1 pseudogene is annotated in these 268 nt (G+C 56.7%); it reads left to right on the forward strand.

The features are described 5' to 3' along the window. Positions 1-136: 136 nt before the first annotated feature. Positions 137-268, forward strand: a pseudogene (locus PZC42_RS23255) (phytase); the annotation flags it as partial.

Genomic DNA, 268 nt, shown 5'->3' on the forward strand with positions numbered 1-268 from the left:
GCGGGCCATCGCAACGCGATTAGACTTGCGCCTTGGCAAACCGTTAGACCCCACCAGCCCACCAGCGCCTACCACAAATATAGTTTCGCCTAGCGTCGAGACGGAGCCTGTCGAGTAGTTTGGTGACACTGCCGACGACGTGGCTATTTGGAGACACCCTACCGATCCGGCGCAAAGTCTGATCATAGGTACCCAGAAACAACGCGGAATTAACGTCTACGATCTGACCGGCCGCAAATTGCAGTCACTGCCGGACGGGCGGATAAAC

Origin of the sequence: Isoptericola croceus, from assembly GCF_029382255.1 — a bacterium.
Classification (GTDB): domain Bacteria; phylum Actinomycetota; class Actinomycetes; order Actinomycetales; family Cellulomonadaceae; genus Isoptericola; species Isoptericola croceus.